The sequence below is a fragment of the Burkholderia sp. MSMB2157WGS genome, from assembly GCF_001532755.1.
Classification (GTDB): Bacteria; Pseudomonadota; Gammaproteobacteria; order Burkholderiales; family Burkholderiaceae; genus Burkholderia.
The window spans coordinates 732,034-748,748 of sequence record NZ_LPJG01000011.1; the positions used below are offsets into that span (position 1 = coordinate 732,034).

Annotated in this window: 11 protein-coding genes; 3 read left to right on the forward strand and 8 right to left on the reverse strand. The window is 66.6% G+C overall.

Annotation, left to right across the window (positions count from 1 at the left end):
- The first annotated feature begins 63 nt into the window (after positions 1 to 63).
- Positions 64 to 978 carry a class II glutamine amidotransferase gene (locus tag WT53_RS08020; RefSeq protein ID WP_034206417.1) on the forward strand — a complete coding sequence of 305 codons (915 nt, stop codon included), beginning with the start codon at positions 64 to 66 and terminating at the stop codon, positions 976 to 978.
- A gap of 599 nt (positions 979 to 1,577) precedes the next feature.
- Positions 1,578 to 6,851 (forward strand): autotransporter outer membrane beta-barrel domain-containing protein, encoded by a 5,274-nt coding sequence (locus WT53_RS08025; protein WP_060259092.1) that lies wholly within the window; start codon positions 1,578 to 1,580, stop codon positions 6,849 to 6,851.
- An 81-nt stretch (positions 6,852 to 6,932) separates the two neighbouring features.
- On the opposite strand, the gene WT53_RS08030 is transcribed toward WT53_RS08025, so the two are convergent.
- From WT53_RS08030 to WT53_RS08060, 6 genes are all read right to left on the reverse strand, one after another.
- The gene (locus tag WT53_RS08030) at positions 6,933 to 7,658 is read right to left on the reverse strand and encodes an amino acid ABC transporter ATP-binding protein (protein WP_034206415.1); all 726 of its coding nucleotides are present in this window, start codon (positions 7,656 to 7,658) and stop codon (positions 6,933 to 6,935) included.
- Positions 7,655 to 8,332, reverse strand: coding sequence for a glutamate/aspartate ABC transporter permease GltK (gltK, locus tag WT53_RS08035; RefSeq protein ID WP_006483854.1), 678 nt, complete (start codon positions 8,330 to 8,332; stop codon positions 7,655 to 7,657). The genes WT53_RS08030 and gltK overlap by 4 nt, the downstream gene beginning before the upstream one ends.
- The gene (locus WT53_RS08040; protein WP_034206414.1) at positions 8,332 to 9,072 is read right to left on the reverse strand and encodes an amino acid ABC transporter permease; all 741 of its coding nucleotides are present in this window, start codon (positions 9,070 to 9,072) and stop codon (positions 8,332 to 8,334) included. Before WT53_RS08040 ends, gltK begins: the two co-directional genes overlap by 1 nt.
- Before the next feature lie 84 nt (positions 9,073 to 9,156).
- The gene (locus WT53_RS08045) at positions 9,157 to 10,050 is read right to left on the reverse strand and encodes a glutamate/aspartate ABC transporter substrate-binding protein (RefSeq protein ID WP_059824627.1); all 894 of its coding nucleotides are present in this window, start codon (positions 10,048 to 10,050) and stop codon (positions 9,157 to 9,159) included.
- A 231-nt stretch (positions 10,051 to 10,281) separates the two neighbouring features.
- On the reverse strand, positions 10,282 to 11,568 hold the full coding sequence (locus tag WT53_RS08050) for a Glu/Leu/Phe/Val dehydrogenase (protein WP_034206412.1): 1,287 nt from the start codon (positions 11,566 to 11,568) through the stop codon (positions 10,282 to 10,284).
- 289 nt (positions 11,569 to 11,857) lie between these two features.
- Positions 11,858 to 12,826, reverse strand: a complete 969-nt coding sequence (locus WT53_RS08060; RefSeq protein ID WP_034206410.1) for a LysR substrate-binding domain-containing protein — start codon at positions 12,824 to 12,826, stop codon at positions 11,858 to 11,860.
- 251 nt (positions 12,827 to 13,077) lie between these two features.
- On the opposite strand from WT53_RS08060, the gene purB reads away from it, so the two are divergent.
- Positions 13,078 to 14,466 carry an adenylosuccinate lyase gene (purB, locus tag WT53_RS08065; protein WP_060259098.1) on the forward strand — a complete coding sequence of 463 codons (1,389 nt, stop codon included), beginning with the start codon at positions 13,078 to 13,080 and terminating at the stop codon, positions 14,464 to 14,466.
- 312 nt (positions 14,467 to 14,778) lie between these two features.
- On the opposite strand, the gene WT53_RS08070 is transcribed toward purB, so the two are convergent.
- On the reverse strand, positions 14,779 to 15,282 hold the full coding sequence (locus WT53_RS08070; RefSeq protein ID WP_034206408.1) for a gluconokinase: 504 nt from the start codon (positions 15,280 to 15,282) through the stop codon (positions 14,779 to 14,781).
- Between the two features lie 13 nt (positions 15,283 to 15,295).
- Positions 15,296 to 16,657: a GntP family permease gene (locus tag WT53_RS08075; protein ID WP_059779191.1), complete on the reverse strand. Its 1,362-nt coding sequence runs from the start codon at positions 16,655 to 16,657 to the stop codon at positions 15,296 to 15,298.
- Positions 16,658 to 16,715: the final 58 nt, after the last annotated feature.

A 16,715-nucleotide genomic window follows, 5' to 3' on the forward strand; every position in this document is an offset into this window, starting at 1 on the left:
ACCGCATTGTACCGGGGTTCGCCCGGTTCGTTACCCCCGCTTCAGCCTGCCGCCCCACGTAAAATGTGCCAACTCCTTGGAATGAACTGCGCCGCGCCGACGGACGTCACATTCTCCTTCACAGGTTTCGCGGCCCGGGGCGGGCTCACCGATCACCATGCCGACGGCTGGGGCATCGCGTTCTTCGAAGACAAGGCCTGCCGTCTCTTCATCGATCACCAGGCATCGGCCACGTCGCCGATCGCCGAAATGGTGAAGCGCTACCCGATCAAGTCCAAGAACACGATCGCGCATATCCGCAAGGCGACGCAAGGGCACATCCTGCTCGAGAACAGCCATCCGTTCATGCGCGAGCTGTGGGGCCGGCACTGGATCTTCGCGCATAACGGCGACCTGCAGGACTACGCGCCGGACATGGACGGCAGCGTCTACCATCCGGTCGGCACGACCGACAGCGAGCAGGCGTTCTGCGTGCTGATGCAGGGGCTGCGCGAGGCCTTTCCCGGCGCGCAGCCGCCGCTGCCCGAACTGTTCGAGCGGGTCGGCGAGCTGACGCGCGGCATCACCGATCACGGCGTGTTCAACTTCCTGATGTCGAACGGCCAGGCGCTCTTCGCGCACTGCTCGACGCGGCTGCACTACCTCGTGCGGCGCTGGCCGTTCTCGACCGCGCATCTCGTCGACGAAGACCTGTCGATCGACTTCGCGAAATACACGACGCCGGAGGATCGCGTCGCGGTGATCGCGACGCAGCCGCTCACCGACAACGAAGTCTGGACCGCATTCGAGCCGGGCGAGCTGATCATGTTCCAGTGCGGCGACGTCGCCGCGCGGATGCGGATTCCGGTGCCCGAGCGCGTGCTCGAGAAACTGCGCAACCCGTCGCTCGACGCATCGGCGTCCGCGCCGCGCACGGCGGTTCGCGAAGCGCTCGCCGCCGCGGCCGACGGCGATTCGGACGACGCGATCGATTTCTGACGCGCGGCCGCGGCCGCTTCCTGCGCACTGCCTGCTGCGCGAGCTTCACGCGACGCGTCCGACGACGCCCGTCATCGGCGCAAATCGCCCCGCTCCGACCAATATGGTTTCATTTTGACGACCACCCGGCGCAACCGATCGACGTCACGCAACATTTGCTTGATTTTATTAATTTACAAACGAAAATAAATAAAAGACGAGACAAACAAAACAACCGTCAATCAAAAATAAAATCCCGGGCCCGTATTTTAGTGCAACCTGCCCATCGAAACCGTGCGTTATCCCACCTACTCCGACAGTCCTTCCGGATTTTGAAAAAATCCCCCAAACCCGCCACCGCCATGGCCTTCGGTTCGATCAACCACACAAATCGAAAATACCACGCATTACGGTTCGCATCATTACAGTTTCCCATTTCTCGATAATCGACGGCCACCCGAATCGGTAGACTCCGCCCATCCTCGGTGTAACGAAACACGATTGGCGCGACATGCAGCCATAGCCGCCGCTCGCCCCTTCGGATCGTTTCCCCACCGCGGAATGCGAATTCGCCGAATGGCGGCGAATGCCACGTCAAAAAGAAGAAAGAGGGGTATGCCGTGAATCACTCATTTCGATCGATATGGAGCGAAGCCGCCGGCTGCTGGGTCGCGGTTGCGGAAACGGCCCGGGCGCGCGGCAAGCGCTCGGGCGGCGCGTCGGGTTCGAGTCGCCGCACCGCGCACGCAACGGCGCGCCGGTCGCCGCTGCGCGTCGCGGCGCTCGGCGCCGCACTCGCGGCGCTGTCGGCCGGCGCCGCGCACGCATCGACGTGCGGCAGCGGCGCCGCCATCGCGAACGGGGGCACCTGCACGCTCGACAGCTTCAGCCCGACGGTCAACGACAACCTGGCCGGCGCCACGACCGTGTCGGGCGGCGACCGGGTCGGCCTGACGGGCGCCTGGACCGGCGCGACCGGCGACATGGGCTACACGCTGACGCCGCTCGGCAGCACGTCCGTCGTATCGGGCAACCCCGACCAGCCGCTGCTGTCGATCGGCGGCAAGACGCGCAGCGTCAGCACGCCCGACTCGATCACCGGCAGCCATACGACGGTCGCGACCTATGATTCGGGTGCGTTCGTGGCCTCGAGCGCCGGCTCGATCAACGTGCCGGTCTATCACGACGTGAACGGCGACCAGTACGTGAACACGCGGATCGGCACCGTCGATCGCTCCGGCGGCACGCTCGACGTGTCGATCGGCGCTCCGGCGGGCGCGCCGACGGCGGCCGGCAACGCGATCACGATGGCGCCCAAGCAGACCGACCTGTTCGTCGCGGACGGCACGGGCACGGCGCAAAGCGTCGTCAACTGGAACTCGCGCAACCAGGTCTGGCTCGGCACCGGCGACTATCTCGCGAGCGGCGGCCCCGTCAGCCACGTGCTGCTCGACGTGCCGACGTACGCGGGCACCTTCACGGCGTTCGACGGCAGCGCCTGGACGGTCACCGACGCCGCGTCGCTCGCCGCGTACAACACCTTTCTCGTGCGCTCGGTCCAGAGCGGCGCACTCGGCTCGCAGGCCGCCTACGATCAAGCGTTCAGCCAGGCCGTCACGTTCTCCACGCAATCGTTCGAGTATGCGAACAACGTGTCGCCGGGCGACAAGAACACGCTGCCGATGGATTACCTGACGGTGATGCACGGCACCGGCGCAAACGCGACGCTGCACATCGGCAAGGACGGCCAGATTGACTTTCGCGGCACCAACACGATCGACTCGAGCTCGGCGGTCCTCGCCGAAAACGGTGCGTACTTCGTCAACGACGGACGGCTGTCGGGCGACTTCACGCTCGTGCGCCTGCTGACCGGCGCGAGCGGCGTGAACAACGGCGTGATTTCGTCCGGCTACGCCGCCGGCGACAACTTCGACACGGGCGGCGCCGCGCCGCCCTACAACTTCAGCCTCAACGCATACACCGAGGGCAGCGGCATCTACGCGAACGGCGCCGGCACGACCTTCGTCAACAACGGCGTGATGAACGTCGGTGCCTGGACCTTCAACAGCACGCGCCCCGACCTGCAGAACTACGCGGTCGCCGTCACGGACGGCGCACGCGCGTCGAACGCCGGCACGATCAACGTCGGCGTCAACGCGACGACGCTCGACAGCCAGGTGATCGGCGGCCTCGTCGCCGGCGGCAGCTTCACGAACGAAGCCGGCGGCACGATCTATCTCGGCCGCGCCGCGCAATACGACGCCGCCTCGCCCGAGGCCGCGAACGACGTCGCGCTGTCCGCGCACGCGTACGGCATCCTGCTCGGCGCGTCGGGCACCGCGAGCAACCTCGGCACGATCGTGATCGGCACGCAAACGCAGAACGGCGCCGCGCTGGCGAGCATCGGCTCCACCTCCGGCGCACTGACCAACGCGGGCGCGATCGTCGTCGACGGCGCCGCGCCCGGCACGCCGCTCGCCAACGTCGGCATGCTCGCCGCCGATACCGCGGCGGCCGTGACCAACACGGGCACGATCACGCTGAATGGCGTGAACGGCATCGGCATCATGGTCGTCGGCACCGGCACGAACGCGACGGCCGCGACGTCGACCGGCACGATCGACGTCGCCGGCGGTCTCGATCCCGCGTCGGGCACGCGCAACTACGGCGTGTGGGCCGAAGGGCCGCTCGCGAAGGCCACGATCGACGGGGCGCTGAACCTGACCGGCACCGGCGCGATCGGCGTGCATGCGCGTTCGGGCGCGACGATCGACGTCGGGGCGAACGCCGTGCCGGCCTTCACGTCCGGCACCGACCAGATCGGCTTCTATGCATACGGTGCAGGCTCGAAAATCAACGTCGCCGCGCAGCACCTGAGCGTCGACACCGACGATTCGACGCTGTTCCGCGTCGCGGGCGGCGCAGCCTACACGGGCGCGTCGACGGCCGGCGCGCTGACGACCGACGTCAACGGCCAGCGGGCGCGCGGCGTGCTCGCGACCGATGCCGGCACCACGCTGTCGACCGGCAACGCGGTCTATAACGTCAACGGCGCGAACGGCATCGCGATCGCGGTCGAAGGCGGCGCGAAAGGTACGATCGACGCGGGCGCGACGATCAACCTGAACGCGGCCGGCGCGACCGCGGGCGTCGTCGACGGCCAGGCGCACGACCTCGCCGGCGCGAATGCCGGCGCACCGGTCGCGACGACGCTGATCAACGATGCCGCCGTCACGTCGTCGACCGCCGGCGTGACGGGTTTCGTCGCGCAAAACCTCGGCACGCTCGAGAACCGCAGCACGGTGTCGCTGACCGGCGCCGGCTCGACGGGCGTCGTGGCCGGCACGCTCGGCACGGTGAACAACGCATCGACGATCCGGGTCGCCAACGGCACGGGCGCGCTCGTGCAGGGTGCGTCGGCCACGCTTGCGAATGCGGGCTCGATCGAAGCCGACGACGGTATCGCGGGCGTACGCCTGACGGGGGCCGGCGCGTCCGTCGCGCTGTCGGGCGCCGGCGCCGTCATCACGAACGGCAGCGCCGACGGCGTGCTGATCGACGCGACAGTCTCGGGCGGCGGTATCGCGGCCGGCGCGACGTCGATCGCGGTCGGCGGCGCGGGCAGCGGGATCCGCAACCTCGGTGCGAATGCAACGATCGCGCTGTCCGGCACGCAGGTCGCCACGACCGGCAATGGCGCCGCCGGCCTCACGTCGACCGGCGCGGGCGCGCGCATCGCGACCGATGCGGCCACGGTCGTCCGCACGGCGGGCGCCGATGCGCGCGGCCTGTCCGTGTCGGGGGCCGATTCGATGCTCACGGCCAATGGAACGACCGTCGCGACGACCGGCTCGAACGCCCATGCGATCGTCATGGACGCCGGCGCGACGGCCCTGCTGTCGGGCACGAAAATCTCGACATCGGGAAGCGCAGCCGATGCCATCGTCGTGCAAAACGGCGGCCGCGTCGCCGATGCGGGATCGTCGCTCGCCAGCGCGGCCGGCAACGGCGCAACCGCGAACAGCGGCGGCGTGCTCGCGTTGACCGGCACGACGCTCGCGGGCGCGACGGCCGGCGTGCTGACGTCGGACACGCTCGCGAACGGCGCGACCAGCTCGGTACTCGTCGACGGCGGCAGCGTGACGGCCGCCACCGGGCCGGCCTTCGCCGCGCGCGGCGGCACGGCCGACATCGCGGTGCGCAACGGCACGGTCGTGACGGCCGGCAACGGCACGCTGCTGAACCTCGCGAACGGCAGCAACGTGACGTTCGACGCATCGGCGGTGAACCTCGCGGGCGACATCGTTTCCGACGCGTCGAGCACCGGCAACGTGTTCCTCGCGAACGGCACGACGCTGACCGGGAAGATCGACCCGGTCGCGCTGACCATCGACGGCACGAGCACGTGGCGCATGACGGGCAGCTCGGTCGTGAGCCGCCTGAGCAACGCGGGCCTCGTCGCATTCGTCGCGCCGACCGGCTCACCGACGCTGACCGGCAGCTACAAGACGCTGACGACCGGCGGCTACGTCGGCAACGGCGGCACGATCGCGCTGAACACGTATCTCGGCGCCGACGCGTCGCCGACCGACCGCCTGATCGTGAACGGCGGCACGGCGACCGGCACGACCGGCCTGAAGATCGCCAATACGGCCGGCACCGGCGCGCAGACGACCGGCGACGGGATTCCGGTCGTCGTCACGGCCAACGGCGGCACGACCGCCGCGTCGGCGTTCCATCTCGCGGGCCCGGTACAGGCCGGCGCATACGAGTACCGGCTCTATCGCGGCGGGCAAAGCGACGCGAACGGCTGGTACCTGCGTTCGCAGCTCGACCCGACCGACCCCGGCGACCCGATCCACCCGGCTGGCGGCGGCGACGGCGGCAACGACGGAAATGGCAACGGCAACGGCGGCGCGCTCGCGTATCGCCCGGGCGTCTCCGGCTACGCGATGACACCGCTGCTGAACGCCGACTACGGCTTCTCGACGCTCGGCCGGCTGCACGAGCGCGTCGGCGACATCTACAACGTCGAGAAGCAGCAGCCCGGCAATCGCGACGGCGTGTGGGGGCGTATCGGCGGCCAGAGTCTCGATGCGAACGCGGGCCGCTTCTCGGCCGACGAACGCACGTTCTTCGCGCAGTTCGGCAAGGACTGGACCGTCGATCAGGCGCCGAACGGCGCCGGCAGCACGCATGCGGGCGTGACGGCCAGCATCGGCGTGGCGAATGCGAGCTTCAGCGACATGGCGCGCGCCGGCTCGCCGAACCTGTCGACGTCGACGGGCTCGGTCGAGATGCACGCGCAGAGCGTGGGCGGCTACTGGACGCGCTATCTGCCTGACGGCACCTACTTCGACAGCGTCGGACAGGTCACGCACTACGGCAACCGCTATCGCGACAGCTACGGCAACGAAGCGTCGCAGAACGGCTTCGGCGTCGCGCTGTCGCAGGAAGTCGGCAAGCCGTTCGCGCTCGGCACGTTGCCGATCGCGGTCGAGCCGCAGGCGCAGTTGATGTACCAGTACCTGAAGCTGAACGGGTTCAACGACAACGTGTCGGCCGTCTCGGGCACGACGACGCATGCGCTGCGCGGCCGCGTCGGCGTGCGCTTCTTCCGGCCGAACCTCCAGTCGGACGCGGGCGGCGGCGCCGCGACGCCGTACTTCACGGCCGACGTGCTGCACGACTTCCTGTCGCCGGGGCAGACCGTCGTCGGCGGCACGCCGTTCGCGACGCATCTCGGGCGCACGTGGTACGAGCTCGGCGTCGGCGTGACCGCCGGCTTCGGCAAGTCGGGCGAGCTGTACGCGAATGCGAAGATCGCGCGCAACATCGGCGGCGATTACCGGCGCGGGATCGTCGGGCAGGTCGGCTACCGGTACAGCTGGTAACGCCCGGCGGCGGACGAAAAAAAACCGCCCGGCGGCATGCCGGGCGGTTTTCGCGTGGGTGCGCGCAAGACGCGCGAACGCTCAGTGCAGGATCTTCGCGAGGAAGTCCTTCGCGCGGTCCGATTTCGGATTCGAGAAGAAATCGTCCTTGCGGTCGTCCTCGACGATCGCGCCCTTGTCCATGAAGATCACGCGATGCGCGACCTTCTTCGCGAAGCCCATCTCGTGCGTGACGACCATCATCGTCATCCCTTCCTGCGCGAGTTCGACCATCACGTCGAGCACTTCGTTGATCATCTCCGGATCGAGCGCGGACGTCGGCTCGTCGAACAGCATCGCGATCGGGTCCATCGACAGCGCGCGCGCGATCGCGACACGCTGCTGCTGGCCGCCCGACAACTGGCCCGGAAACTTGTGCGCATGCGCCTTCAGGCCGACGCGATCGAGCAGCTTCATGCCCTTCTCGGTCGCTTCGTCCTTGCCGCGGCCGAGCACCTTGATCTGCGCGAGCGTCAGGTTCTCGGTGATCGACAGGTGCGGGAACAGCTCGAAATGCTGGAACACCATCCCGACCTTCGAGCGCAGCTTCGACAGGTTCGTCTTCTTGTCGCCGACCGACTGGCCGTTCACGAGGATCTCGCCCTGCTGGAACGGCTCCAGGCCGTTCACGGTCTTGATCAGCGTAGATTTACCCGAGCCCGACGGGCCGCACACGACGACCACTTCGCCTTTCTTGACCTCGGTCGTGCATTCGGTGAGGACCTGAAACTGGCCGTACCACTTCGAAACGTTCTTGATGGAAATCATCTTGTGACCTTTTTCTGGAGACCCTTGACGAGAGCAGACGCCAACGAGCAAATCACGAAATAGCATGCACCGGCGAACAGGACCATCTCGACGGTCGTGCCGTCGCGATCGCCGATGTTGGCGGCCGTGCGGAAGAAGTCCGCGAGACTGATCACGTACACGAGCGACGTATCCTGGAACAGGACGATCGCCTGCGTGAGCAGCAGCGGCACCATCGCGCGGAACGCCTGCGGCAGGATCACGAGGCGCATCGCCTGCGCGTAGTTCATGCCGAGCGCGAACGCGGCATTCACCTGCCCGCGCGGCACCGCCTGGATGCCGGCGCGGATGATCTCGGAATAATACGCGGCTTCGAACAACGAGAACGCGACCATCGCCGACGCGAGGCGGATGTCGATCGTCGGCGACAGACCGAGCACGCCCTGCAGCACCTGCGGCACGATCAGGAAGAACCACAGCAGCACCATCACGAGCGGGATCGAGCGGAACACCGTCACGTACGCTTTCGCGAACCATGCGAGCGGCTTCACGCCGGACAGCCGCAGCAACGCCAGCAGCGTGCCCCAGACGATCCCGACCACGATCGCGATCAGCGTGATCTTGAACGTGACGACCGCCCCCGACCACAGCGTCGGCAGCGCGCCGGGAATACTACTCCAGTCGAACTGATGCATCACTTGCCTCCGATATAGCCGGGCAGCCGCGTACGGCCTTCGATCCAGCGCATGAACGCCATCACGACGAGGTTGATCAGCACGTAAGCGAGCGTGACCGCGATGAACGACTCGTAGGTCTGCGCGGTGTAGTCGACGAGCTGGCGCGCCTGCGCGGACAGGTCGAGCAGGCCGATCGTCGACGCGACGGCCGAGTTCTTGAAGATGTTCAGGAACTCCGACGTGAGCGGCGGCACGATGATCCGGTAGGCAACCGGCAGCAGCACGTAGCGATACGTCTGCCATTGCGTGAAGCCCATCGCGAGGCCGGCCGCGCGCTGGCCCTTCGGCAGCGCGTTGATCCCCGAGCGCACCTGTTCGCACACGCGCGCGCCCGTGAACAGGCCGAGACAGACGATCGACGCGGTAAAGAACTGCGTGCCGGGCGGCAACTGCTTGATCCAGGTGCCGATCGACGCGGGCAGCAACTCGGGTATCACGAGATACCAGATGAAGAACTGCACGATCAGCGGAATGTTCCGGAAGATCGACACGTACACGGTGCCGATCGCCGACAGCCATTTGTTCGGCACGGTGCGCAGCACGCCGAACAGCGATCCGACGATCAGCGCGATGACCCAGGCGACGAGCGACACTTCGATCGTCACCCAGAAGCCGGACATCAGCCATCCGAAATAAGTCGTCGGCTCGCCGGTCGACACGGGGCTCAGGAAGATGCCCCAGTTCCAGTGGTAAGACATGGGCAAGACTCCAGCAAAAAGAAACGGAAGAAGCGTGGCCTCTTCCGTCTCATGAGCGTCATTTCTGCATCAACGGCAGTGTGATCAGTCGAGCGCCTTGTCGTTCGGGTTCGCGTACAGCTTCTTCATCGACTCGGACAGCGGGAAGTTCAGGTTCAGGTTCTTCGGCGGGATCGGGTTCTCGAACCACTTCGCGTAGATCTTCGCGGCTTCGCCCGACTTCTCGACTTGCGCGATCGCGTCGTCGACGACCTTCTTGAAGTCGGCATCGCCCTTGCGCATCATGCAGCCGTAAGCCTCTTCCGATTGCGGCGTGCCGACGATCACCCATTCGCCCGGCTGCTTCGCCTTCGCGCGCTCGCCCGCGAGCAGTGCGTCATCCATCATGAACGCGACCGCGCGGCCCGATTCCAGCGTGTTGAACGAATCGCCGTGATCCTTCGCGCTGATGATGTTCATGCCGAGCTGCTTGTCGTTGTTCATCTTGCGCAGCAGGCGCTCCGACGTCGTGCCGGCAGTCGTCACGACCGTCTTGCCCTTCAGGTCGGCGAAATCCTTGACGCCGGAATCCTTCTTCGTCATCAGGCGCGTGCCGATCACGAAGATCGTGTTCGAGAATGCAGCCTGCTGCTGACGCTCGGCGTTGTTGGTCGTCGAGCCGCACTCGATGTCGACCGTGCCGTTCTGCACCAGCGGAATACGGTTCTGCGACGTGACGGGGATGTTCTTCACCTGCAGGTTCGGCAGGTTCAGCTTCTTCTTCACCGCCTCCACGACCTTCATCTGGAAGTCGCGCGAATAGCCGACCACCTGCTGGCTCTGGTCATAGTAAGAGAACGGAATCGACGATTCGCGGTGGCCCAGCGCGATCACGCCCGTGTCCTTGATCTTCTTCAGCGTGCCCGTCTCCTGAGCATGCGCGCCGCTTGCGAACGCGCAAAGCGCCGCCACCATCAGGACTGCCTTGTGGTATTTCATTTTGGTCATCTCCTTGGCTAAAACCCGCGCCAGTGTATCAAAGTAATATTTTTGAAAGTACTGGTTGTTTACCGCACTACGAATCGCCCCGTGCGAAGCCGTCCTCCCGGCTTCCGGCGCTCGTCCGGCGCCTGAATGCGCACGCGGGCGGCGCCGGATTCGGCACCGCCCGCGAGGGTTCATGCACGCAATCGCGAGGATTGCGTCATGCGTCGATCGTAGTCGAACCGATCAGGGGTACAGGCCGCGCATTTCGCGCGCCATCAGGATGCGCTTGCACGCGACGATGAACGCCGCCGTACGCACCGTCACCTTGTGCTCTTCCGCGACCGCCCACACGCCGGCGAACGCTTCGCGCATCACGCGCTCGAGACGGTGGTTGATCTCGTCTTCCGTCCAGAAGAAGCTCGAGAAATCCTGCACCCACTCGAAGTACGACACGGTCACGCCGCCTGCGTTCGCGATCACGTCGGGGATCACGAGCACGCCGTTCGCGCTCAGGATGTCGTCGGCCGCCGTCGTCGTCGGGCCGTTCGCGCCTTCGACGACGATCTTCGTGCGGATCTTCGATGCGTTCTTCTCGGTGATCTGGTTTTCCAGGGCCGCCGGGATCAGGATGTCGGTTTCGACGGTCCAGAATTCGTCGTTCGGCATCGGCTCGGCGCCTTCGAAGCCCGCGACACCGCCCGTGCGGGCGACGTGGTCGAGCAGCTTGTTCGAATCGAGGCCGGCCGGCTGGTAGATCGTGCCCGTGTGATCCTGCACCGCGATCACCTTCGCGCCCGCTTCCTGGAACAGCTTCGCCGCGATGCCGCCGACGTTGCCGAAGCCCTGCACCGCGATGCGCGCGCCTTCGATCTCGAGGCCCTTCTTCTTCGCCGCTTCGCAGCCGACGACGAACACGCCGCGGCCCGTCGCTTCCTTGCGGCCGAGCGAACCGCCGAGCGCGATCGGCTTGCCGGTCACGACGCCGGTCGACGTCTGGCCCTGGTTCATCGAGAAGGTATCCATCATCCACGCCATCACCTGTTCGTTGGTGTTGACGTCCGGCGCCGGAATGTCGGTGTTCGGGCCGATGATGATGCCGATTTCGCTGGTGTAGCGACGCGTCACGCGCTCGAGCTCGCCGCGCGACAGCTTGCGCGGGTCGACGCGGATGCCGCCCTTCGCGCCGCCGTACGGCACGTTCACGGCCGCGTTCTTCACCGACATCCATGCCGACAGCGCCATCACTTCCGACAGCGTCACGTCCTGGTGGTAGCGCACGCCGCCCTTGCCCGGGCCGCGCGACACGTTGTGCTGCACGCGATAGCCCTCGAAGTGCGCGACGGTACCGTTGTCGAGCTCGATGGGCACGTCGACGACCAGGATGCGCTTCGGACGCTTCAGCGTTTCGAGCCAGCGCGACAGCGAACCGAGGTACGGCGCGACGCGATCGACCTGCTGAAGGTAGTTGCCCCACGGGCCGAGATCGTCGGCGTGCAGGTAGGACGGGATGGACTGCTGTTGCGAAGACATGGAAGCTCCAACGTTCAACGGATTGCGCACATTGTCGAAAAACCCGTTTTTTTTATCCAATGCCGTTTGTTTATTCGATTATGCGTTTCTTGCATGATCGCGATTTTTCGCAAAATCGCGGTCGATTTGCGCAAGAACGGCCGCGATCGGCCGGGCATCGCGTTCGTGAAAAACCGCGTTGCCGACGCGCGAGCCGGCCGGCGGACAGCCGTCCGACAGGCGCCGCAAGGCCGCCGTCAGCCGGCCGGATCGCTCGGCCGGATCGCTCGGCCGGATCAACCGTCGGCGGTTAGCCGGCGGTGCCGCCGGCGGTCTCGCGCAGTTCGTCGCGCACGACGTCCCACAGCGCGCGCACGAGCTTCTGGCGCGGATCGTCACCCTGCAGCGCGAGCTTGTCGCAGTACAGCCGGATCTCCATCGTCAACGTGAACGGATGCGCGCCGGCGCCGCGCGCCGAGCGGTCGAGCCGGATCAGCCGGCCGCCCGCGACCGCATCGTCGACCGCGCTGTGCGGCAGGAACGCGACGCCGTGGCCCGCGAGCGCCATCGCCTTCAGCCCTTCGGCCATGTCGGTTTCGTACACGCGATCGAGGAACAGCCGCGTCGGCGCGTTCGCGATGATGACTTCGGTCATCCGGCCGAGATACGCATTCGGCGTATACGACAGATACGGCACGCGCGCGTCGGCCGCGCCCGGCAGCGTGTGGCGCGGCCGGCCCGCGCGGCCGGGCGCGGAGAACGGGCTGATCGGCTCGCTGCCGAGAATCAGCATGTCGTAGCGAGCCGGGTCGAGCGCGACCGGATGGCTCGGGTGGTGGTAGCCCATCACGAGATCGCAGCCGCCCTCGACGAGCGACAGCACCGCGTCGTGCACGTTCAGCGCGCGCAGCCGCGTGTGGACCTGGCCCATCTTCGCCTCGATCCGCTCGAGCCAGCGCGGGAAATACGTGAGCGACAGCGTGTGCGGCACCGCGAATTCGATCGTCGGCACCGGTGCGCCGACGTGGCCGCGCAGCAGCGTCCTGGCCTCGTGCGCCTGCGACAGCATCGTCAGCGCCTGCTCGTAGAAGATCTGCCCGGCCTGCGTGAGCCGGGTCGGATAGACCGAACGATCGATCAGCTCGGTCGCGAGCCATGCCTCGAGCGCCTGGATGCGCCGCGAGAACGCCGGTTGCGACACGTGCCGCAGCTCGGCGGACCGGCTGAAGCTGCGCGTTTCCGCGAGCGAGACGAAGTCTTCGAGCCATTTCAGTTCCATGCAGGCGGGCGCGGCGGGCGGCGGTCGGGAAGAAGCCTGCATTCTACCGGCGGGCAGGCCCGGCCGGCGGCTTGCCTGGCGGCCCGACGAGCCGGCGCGGGCGCCGGCCGGCAGGCCGTTCGCGCGCTGCCCGAGCCTTGCCGGCCCGTGGCGCCCGCGCCCGGACCGGTTCGGCCGGGATCGTCCCGCGCCAATGGTAAAATGCCGGATTCCCTCCCCTCGCTCGACCCGGCCCCAAGGCCCGCCCGATCATGTCCGACACTCGTCCCGATACGCTTTTCGCCCTCACCGCGCTCTCGCCCATCGACGGCCGCTACGCCAGCAAGACCGAAGCGTTGCGCGACTGGCTCTCCGAAGCCGCCTTCATGCGCCACCGCGTCACCGTCGAGGTGCACTGGCTGATCGCGCTGTCGCGCGCCGGCTTCGCGGAAGTCCCGCGCTTCTCGGAAGCGTCCGAGCAGTTCCTGCTGCAGCTCGCCGAGCGCTTCACCGCGCACGACGCCGCGCGCATCAAGGAAATCGAGCGCGTGACGAACCACGACGTGAAGGCCGTCGAATACTGGCTGAAGGAATCGGTGAAGGGCCAGGCCGAACTCGAGAAGGCGAGCGAATTCATCCACTTCGCGTGCACGTCCGAGGACATCAACAACACGTCGCACGGGATGATGCTCGCCGGCGCACGCGAGCACGTGATCCTGCCGGCGCTGCGCACGGTCCACAAGCGCCTCGTCGCACTCGCGCACGCGCACGCCGAACAGCCGATGCTGTCGCGCACGCACGGCCAGCCGGCCAGCCCGACGACGCTCGGCAAGGAACTCGCGAACGTCGCCGCGCGCCTCGCCCGCGCGATCGCGCGCATCGAGAAGGTCGAGATCCTCGGCAAGATGAACGGCGCGGTCGGCAACTTCAACGCGCACCTGTCCGCGTATCCGGAATTCGACTGGGAAGCGTTCTCGCGCGACGTGATCGAGAACCGCCTGAAGCTCACGTTCAACCCGTACACGATCCAGATCGAGCCGCACGACTACATGGCCGAACTGTTCGACGCGGTCGCGCGCGCGAACACGATCCTGCTCGACCTCGATCGCGACGTGTGGGGCTACATCTCGGTCGGCTACTTCAAGCAGAAGACGAAGGCCGGCGAGATCGGCTCGTCGACGATGCCGCACAAGGTCAACCCGATCGACTTCGAGAACTCGGAAGGCAACCTCGGCCTCGCGAACGCGACGCTGCGCCACCTCGCCGACAAGCTGCCGGTGTCGCGCTGGCAGCGCGACCTGACCGACTCGACGGTGCTGCGCAACATGGGCGTCGCGCTCGGCTATTCGCTGCTCGCGTACGATTCGCTGATCCGCGGCCTCGACAAGCTCGAAGTGAACCCGCAGCGCCTGAACGAAGATCTCGACAACTGCTGGGAAGTGCTCGCCGAGCCGGTGCAGACGGTGATGCGCCGCTACGGCATCGAGAACCCGTACGAGCAGTTGAAGGAACTGACGCGCGGCAAGGGCATCACGCGCGAAGCGCTGCAGGAATTCGTCGGCACGCTCGCGATCCCGCAGGACGCGAAGGATCGCCTGCTCGCGATGACGCCGGCGTCGTACATCGGCAAGGCCGTCGAACTCGCGAAGCGGATCGCGTAAGCACCGCCGTCGCCGGACGGAAAAAAGCCCGATGCGAAGCGATTCGCATCGGGCTTTTTCTTTTTTCGCCGGTCGGAACGCGGTCGTCCGCCCGCGGTTCGGCGCGCTCATCACGCTCATCACGCTCGTCGCCGCCTTCGCGGCGGGGATCGCGATCGGCGACAGTTGCGGGCCGGGCGGAATCTCGTGATGGTCGATGCCGGGATCGCGCAGCGCGCACGCACGGCCCGAGCGCCCACACGTCCGTAAACGACGCAGGCGCCCGTCGGGGCGCCTGCGTCATTGCTGCAATACGATTGCCGCGAACCGCGCTCAGTGCTGCTGCGCGAGGCCGAGTTTCACGATCACTTCGTCGACGATCTGTTCGGGCGTCAGGTCGATGCTGACCTCGATCGCTTCGTCCGGGCCCGGCTCCTCGAGCGTGTCGAGCTGGCTTTTCAGCAGCGACGGATCGAAGAAATGGCCGGTGCGGCTCTTCAGGCGCTCTTGCAACACCTCGAACGAGCCCTTCAGATACACGAACCGCACGTCGGTATCGGCGCCGCGCAGCACGTCGCGGTACGAGCGCTTCAGCGACGAGCACGTGAACACGGCCGTCTCGCCGGCGCGCTGCTTGTCCTCGATGGCCGCGCGAATCGTGCGCAGCCACGGCCAGCGGTCTTCATCGGTCAGCGGAATACCGTGGTGCATCTTTTCCTTGTTCGCCGCGCTGTGAAACGCGTCGCCATCGGTATAGCTGCACGACAGGCGTTCCGCCAGCATTTCGCCGATCAGCGACTTGCCCGCGCCCGACACGCCCATTGCGATCAGAATCATTGACTACCCCTTGTTACAGAACCATGCTCAGCAGCAACGTGAAGCTGAGACCGAGCACCGAGATGATGGTTTCAAGCAGCGACCAGGTCTTGAACGTCTGACCGACCGTCATCCCGAAGTATTCCTTGATCAGCCAGAAACCGCCGTCGTTCACGTGCGAGAAGATCAGCGAGCCCGAGCCGGTCGCGAGCACCAGCAGCTCCGGGCTGACCGTCGTGCCGGCCGCCGCCGCGATCGGCGCGACGATGCCGCAGGCCGTCGTCATCGCGACCGTCGCCGAACCCGTCGCGAGACGCATCAGCGCCGCGACGAACCAGCCGAGCAGCAGCGGCGACAGGTGCGCATGCTTCGCGGTCTCGACGATCTGCTGCGAGATCCCGCTGTCGCGCAGGACGCCGCCGAAGCCGCCGCCCGCGCCGACGATCAGCGTGATGCCGGCGATCGGCGCCAGGCACTCGCCGCAGAACTTCTGGATCTGATCGCGGTTGAAGCCCTGCAGCTTGCCGAACGTGAAGAAGCTCACGAGCACGGCGATCAGCAGCGCGACGTCCGAGTTGCCGGCAAAGCGCAGCAGGTTGTTCGGCAGCGACTTCGGCGCGAACACCAGGTCGGCCCAGCTGCCGACGAGCATCAGCACGACGGGCAGCAGGATCGTGAACAGCGTGATGCCGAAGCTCGGCAGTTCGCGCTTGCGGCCATCCGCGTTCGAATCGACGAATTGCGATGCGAGCGGGTTGTTGTCCGGCAACTTCACGAACTTCGAGATCGTCAGCGCGAACAGCGGACCCGCGATGATCGCGGTCGGCACGCCGACGACCAGGCCGAATGCGATCGTCTTGCCGATATCGGCGCCGTATTGCTGGACGGCCAGCAGCGCGGCCGGGTGCGGCGGGATCAGCCCGTGCACGACCGACAGGCCGGCCACCATCGGCAGGCCGACGACGAGCAGCGACTTGCCGGTGCGCTTCGCGACGTTGAACGCGATCGGGATCAGCAGCACGAAGCCGACTTCGAAGAACACCGGCAGGCCGACGATGATCGCGACGAACATCATCGCCCAGTGGATGTTCTTTTCACCGAACCAGTCGATCAGCGTGGTCGCGATCCGTTCGGCGCCGCCCGATTCGGCCATCATCTTGCCGAGCATCGTGCCGAGGCCGACGACGATCGCAATGTGACCGAGCGTGCCGCCGGTGCCCGTTTCGAACGACTTGACGATCTTGTCCATCGGCATGCCGACGACGAGGCCGAGGCCGAGCGAAACGATGATCAGCACCAGGAACGGGTAGATCTTGTAGCGCGCGATCATCAGGATCAGCGCGGCAATCGCGATCAGCGTGAATACGAGCAGCATGCTGCCTTGGACGGCCCCCATGTGGCACTCCTCCTAGAATTGTTCGAACCGGGCGAGTCGTTGCGAGTATGCCCGGCTA

Coding starts and splice junctions, on each gene's coding strand:
- WT53_RS08020 (WP_034206417.1), top strand. CDS start 64: ATGTGCCAACTCCTTGGAATGAACTGCGCCGCGCCGACGGACGTCACA.
- WT53_RS08030 (WP_034206415.1), bottom strand. CDS start 7,658: ATGATTTCCATCAAGAACGTTTCGAAGTGGTACGGCCAGTTTCAGGTC.
- gltK (WP_006483854.1), bottom strand. CDS start 8,332: ATGCATCAGTTCGACTGGAGTAGTATTCCCGGCGCGCTGCCGACGCTG.
- WT53_RS08040 (WP_034206414.1), bottom strand. CDS start 9,072: ATGTCTTACCACTGGAACTGGGGCATCTTCCTGAGCCCCGTGTCGACC.
- WT53_RS08045 (WP_059824627.1), bottom strand. CDS start 10,050: ATGAAATACCACAAGGCAGTCCTGATGGTGGCGGCGCTTTGCGCGTTC.
- WT53_RS08050 (WP_034206412.1), bottom strand. CDS start 11,568: ATGTCTTCGCAACAGCAGTCCATCCCGTCCTACCTGCACGCCGACGAT.
- WT53_RS08060 (WP_034206410.1), bottom strand. CDS start 12,826: ATGGAACTGAAATGGCTCGAAGACTTCGTCTCGCTCGCGGAAACGCGC.
- purB (WP_060259098.1), top strand. CDS start 13,078: ATGTCCGACACTCGTCCCGATACGCTTTTCGCCCTCACCGCGCTCTCG.
- WT53_RS08070 (WP_034206408.1), bottom strand. CDS start 15,282: ATGATTCTGATCGCAATGGGCGTGTCGGGCGCGGGCAAGTCGCTGATC.
- WT53_RS08075 (WP_059779191.1), bottom strand. CDS start 16,657: ATGGGGGCCGTCCAAGGCAGCATGCTGCTCGTATTCACGCTGATCGCG.